The following is a 4,056-nucleotide window of genomic DNA, read 5'->3' as shown; positions in this document are numbered from 1 at the left end:
CTTCGATACAGGCGATGATCTGGACCGTGCCCCCGCAACTCGGGCAGGTCTCCACATCAATCTGAAAGACCCGCTTGAGGCGCTTCGCCCAGCGCACCGCCGAGCGTTGCTCGACCGGTGTGCGATCTTCCGACGGTCCCGACCTCTTCGGCTTGCCGCCTCGCCCTCGGCGGGCCGGCGTGATACGAGCCCGGTAAGGACTGTTCGGTGCAAATACCCCGTGAAAGCGGGTCAGGTTCAGGCGCGGCGGCGGCACGAGCGCCGCCAGCCGGGCGATGAAATCCAGCGGCTCGAAGATCACGTGGGTCGTCCCGTCACCGTAGCATTCCACCGGAATTCCTGTCACATTATGAGCCCGACGGACCCTTTGCATGTCGTAAAATAAATGACTGATCGAGTGACAAATTCTGACGACCAGAGCTCACTAGCGTACAAAGTCACGCCATCGACTGTTTATCCCGCCTTCTTCTTTTCTGTCTCAGCCCAGTGTATTAAGCGGAGTCAACGATGATATCTGCCCCGAGTATCCGCGAGTTCTGGCTTCTGCTCTCAAACAAGTCCCAGAAGCACTCTGCAACATCTTTCGGGTCGATCGTTCCCTGCTGGTCAAAAGCTCCAACGCCCTCGGTGCCTTTAACGAAGCCGTTGACGACAACTTCGGCAACGTGGATTCCATGAGGTGAAAGAGTCGGGGCTAAGATGCCCAAGGCCTTGTGCTGCGCAGCTACCGTTATCGCCATCACGGCATAATCGACCGAGAACGCGTTAATCTCGGGGCGATCTAGCGCCGTGATCCCACTAGTGGCGAGGACCGTGCCATGGGACGCTTTGAGGTCGTCGAATAAGGCCTGAACAGCCGCAATGAAGCTGACAAGGCGCAATTCCAGACTTTGCCGCAGGTTTTCAGCCCGGCATGACAGCAGGTCTCCGTTGACTGGTAGAAACGCATTCCAGTGCAGAATGCCGACAGTGCCGAGCGAGGCGCGTATCGCTGTGAGCACGTTGGTAAGCTCATCGCCGTCCGTGAGATCGGCCGGGAACGCCGTTGCTTCGATGCCGTCTTTCCGCAATGCCTCTGCGCCCGCTACGAGGCGGTCGGCGTTACGGGCGATAATTGCGACGGGATATCCGGCAGCACCAAAGCGACGGGCGACCGCCTGAGAGATGCCGGGGCCATAGCCGCAAATGACAATCGGATGCTTCATGTCGTATCTCCTATTGGTCGGGAATATCCGGCCCCAAGGACCGGACATCTTGTGAAGGGAGTGATTGCGTTCACGTCTCACGCAGCGAATGACCGTTCTCCACGAGCCAGGAATCATGGAGCCATTTTTCCGTGCCGCGATGTCCGGGGAAACTGATCCAGTGGATGTCGCGCTCGAAGACCATGACGTTATGGTCCGCGCCGACGATGACCCAGAACCAGAGGCCATCAGCGGTGTTGCGCATCTTCACCTTCATCCCGGTAAGCGTCAGGTCTTCGGTCTTACCGTCGCGGGTAACACGCAAAGGCTCGTCATGCGGGTCGATCCAGCTCAACTTCATTCCCGGCAGCAGGTCCGGCGCCTGCTTCTGCAAGAAGTCCATGGCAATGGCCTGCGCCTCCTCACGCGAGGGTAAATCGCGTCCGATCAAATCAAGATCGATGCGCGCAAAGCCCTTGAGCCGGCCGTTGCTGGCAATCACGGTGCTGAAATGCTCGCCGCCGAAGCCGGCATTGCGTGCGTCCGAACGTTCATAGCGGACAAGCTCGGCTGTCTCGGCATCGACGGTCACAGAACGGCGCCCAGCCTCACGATAGCCGGCGGGCAGATGGTCATTGAGGGGAAATGCGATTTCCTGAGTATTGGTCGTAGCAGTCATGGCGGTTCCTTTGTTGGGTTGAGCCAAAGCGTGGGTGGTCGTTGCGGCGATCAAGCCGGCGGCGATGATGCCGATTGCGGATCGGTATGAGCGCATGGAGAACCCTTGCCTATGTGGTTGTTAGCTGGGATTTATGGGTAACGGTGATGCCGAGCGCAGCCATGAGCAGCAGACTGGCCGGCAGCAGCCAGAGCGCTGCGCTACCGGTCTGTGCCAGCGCCTGCGCCACTGGCGGGGCGAGACTTGCGCCAACAAAAAGGCTGAAGGTGTAAAGCGCCAAGGCGAGTCCGCGATTGGCATTGGTGGCGCGTCCTGCCACTGTGGCGATCAGGCCAGGCACGGCAAAGGCCACGCCTGCTGACAGGGCTATACTCGCCACCATTACGGCCCACGATGTGCCCACGGCCGCTAGCATAAGCGCCAGTCCCGCTAGTACGAGGCCGTGACGTGCCGTGAGGGTAGCGCCATGACGGCGCGTCAACGGTGCAGCGGCAAAGGTCAGAAGCAACGGCGGCAAGCCGACAAGGCGCAGGGTTTGGAGATCGATGCCAAGACGGTCTCCGAGGGCCTGCGCTCCAGCATGTAGCGAGACGAAACCGAACAGCACGGTTAGAGCTGCGCCCCAGGCTACAAGGACACCGGCGTTCCGCAGGAGCGACGTGAAATGTCCATGCGATGAGCCGGCCTGCTCGGCCTGTCCATTGCCAGTCTTAGCCACGAAGGCCAGCGCGATTGCCGCGAGCAGATAGAGGGGGGCAAGATACAGCATGATTCCCGGCAGCCCGGCGCTCACACCGGCGGAGAAAACCTGCGCAAGCGGAGCAGCGCCCAGGAAGGCGAAGCTCATCAGCGACACGCCGAACGGGCGCTGGGCGGGCGGCAGCTCCTCCGCGATGAGCGACAGTGCGGCAGGTGGGAACGCCGCTGCGACGAATCCCTGCACGGCCCGCGACGCAAGGAGTATCTCGAAGCTTTGTGCCCAACTCACCAACAAGGTGGCAAGCGCGGTCGCGCTCAGCCCGAACAAGATCAGCCTGCGCCGTCCGTAGCGATCCGAGAGCGGTCCAAACACCAGAAAGCCGATGGCATAGGCAAAGCCGAACGCCGAACCGATGAGCGCCGCGCGTTCCGGTGCGATGGCGAACCGGCCGGCGACACCAGTGACCAGGGGGATGGTGATGTAGAGCTGGCCGACGACGAGAAAGCCGCAGACCATGAGCAACAGAAGCAGGAACACCTGACGCGGACCAGACGCATCAGCCACTTCTTTTTGTAAGTTGACGTTAGGTAGAGATTGGGGGCGCATGTGTGGGCCTCCTAGCATGTGTGGGCCTCCTAAAGGTGAGGTCAGTCAGTGCGTTGGGCTTGTTCAATCAGGCATTTCATGCGGGCGATGTTGCTTTCCAGGTCGCGGCGGAACTCTGTCAGCTCCGCGAGTTGCGCGTCTGTCTTGGCGAGCTGGGTTTCAAGGATGTCGAGCACCTTCTCCTTACCCTTGATACCACTGGCATCCTCGAAATAAAGGTCGATGACCACCGCGATCTCATCCAGGCTCAGCCCCAGTCGTTTCAGGGCAGCGATCTTCTCCAGCCGTTGATAGGCCGTTTCGTCATAATAGCGATAGCCCGCACCTTCGCGCTCATCGGGTTTCATGAGGCCGATGCGCTCATAGTAGTGAATGGTGCGATGGCTGACGCCGGCGCGCTGTGCCAATTCGCCAATTTGCATGCGTGAGGACATCTGCTTACCTACTTAAACCTTACGTTAGGTGTAACTTGTGCTAAAAATCTTGATCTGTCAATAGGCCCGCCTGTTCAGAGCTCCAATGCATAATGCAGCCTTGGCCGGAAAACGTTCATTAGACGGTCAACCCGGACAATGTCCGAGAATATCCTTGTTTGATGGGTTTTCGGACAATAAGATAGATGGACGGAACAACGGACAAAAGGGCGGCCAATGGCACTGATCGGCTATGCACGGGTCTCGACGGCGGAGCAGGACACTGCCTTGCAGACAGATGCGCTTCGAAAGGCAGGGTGCGAAGCGTATAGGGCGTATAGGAAGTATAAGCGCCCTATTTCCTGATTTCCAACGGTATCCGGAGCCGTACCAGGCCGGCACCGGACCCTTACCAAAGTCCCCTGCACGCCGAATTCCGTCCGATTCCTAACTGTCGGAGCCAATCGAGCAGCC

5 protein-coding genes and 1 pseudogene are annotated in these 4,056 nt (G+C 59.4%); 1 reads left to right on the top strand and 5 read right to left on the bottom strand.

Features of this window, described 5'->3' with window-relative positions; all coding sequences use genetic code 11:
• The 5 genes and pseudogenes from ACEWQ0_RS00110 to ACEWQ0_RS00090 all read right to left on the bottom strand — a co-directional run.
• A pseudogene (locus ACEWQ0_RS00110) lies at positions 1–316 on the bottom strand (transposase); the annotation flags it as partial.
• Positions 317–491: 175 nt separating this feature from the next.
• Positions 492–1,205, bottom strand: coding sequence for an SDR family NAD(P)-dependent oxidoreductase (locus tag ACEWQ0_RS00105; protein WP_476484119.1), 714 nt, complete (start codon positions 1,203–1,205; stop codon positions 492–494).
• A 70-nt stretch (positions 1,206–1,275) separates the two neighbouring features.
• Positions 1,276–1,959, bottom strand: coding sequence for a hypothetical protein (locus ACEWQ0_RS00100; RefSeq protein WP_476484118.1), 684 nt, complete (start codon positions 1,957–1,959; stop codon positions 1,276–1,278).
• A gap of 13 nt (positions 1,960–1,972) precedes the next feature.
• Positions 1,973–3,169 carry an MFS transporter gene (locus tag ACEWQ0_RS00095; RefSeq protein ID WP_476484117.1) on the bottom strand — a complete coding sequence of 399 codons (1,197 nt, stop codon included), beginning with the start codon at positions 3,167–3,169 and terminating at the stop codon, positions 1,973–1,975.
• Between the two features lie 41 nt (positions 3,170–3,210).
• On the bottom strand, positions 3,211–3,603 hold the full coding sequence (locus ACEWQ0_RS00090) for a MerR family transcriptional regulator (protein WP_476484116.1): 393 nt from the start codon (positions 3,601–3,603) through the stop codon (positions 3,211–3,213).
• A gap of 216 nt (positions 3,604–3,819) precedes the next feature.
• On the opposite strand from ACEWQ0_RS00090, the gene ACEWQ0_RS00085 reads away from it, so the two are divergent.
• Complete coding sequence (locus ACEWQ0_RS00085; protein ID WP_476484115.1) at positions 3,820–3,948, top strand: recombinase family protein; 129 nt, start codon at positions 3,820–3,822, stop codon at positions 3,946–3,948.
• Positions 3,949–4,056: the final 108 nt, after the last annotated feature.

Source organism: Wenzhouxiangella sp. YN9 (assembly GCF_056324165.1).
This window is presented reverse-complemented; position numbering and strand designations above follow the sequence as displayed.

Excerpts from the sequence above, each read along its gene's own strand:
- ACEWQ0_RS00105 (WP_476484119.1), bottom strand. The coding sequence starts at position 1,205 with ATGAAGCATCCGATTGTCATTTGCGGCTATGGCCCCGGCATCTCTCAG.
- ACEWQ0_RS00100 (WP_476484118.1), bottom strand. The coding sequence starts at position 1,959 with ATGCGCTCATACCGATCCGCAATCGGCATCATCGCCGCCGGCTTGATC.
- ACEWQ0_RS00095 (WP_476484117.1), bottom strand. The coding sequence starts at position 3,169 with ATGCGCCCCCAATCTCTACCTAACGTCAACTTACAAAAAGAAGTGGCT.
- ACEWQ0_RS00090 (WP_476484116.1), bottom strand. The coding sequence starts at position 3,603 with ATGTCCTCACGCATGCAAATTGGCGAATTGGCACAGCGCGCCGGCGTC.
- ACEWQ0_RS00085 (WP_476484115.1), top strand. The coding sequence starts at position 3,820 with ATGGCACTGATCGGCTATGCACGGGTCTCGACGGCGGAGCAGGACACT.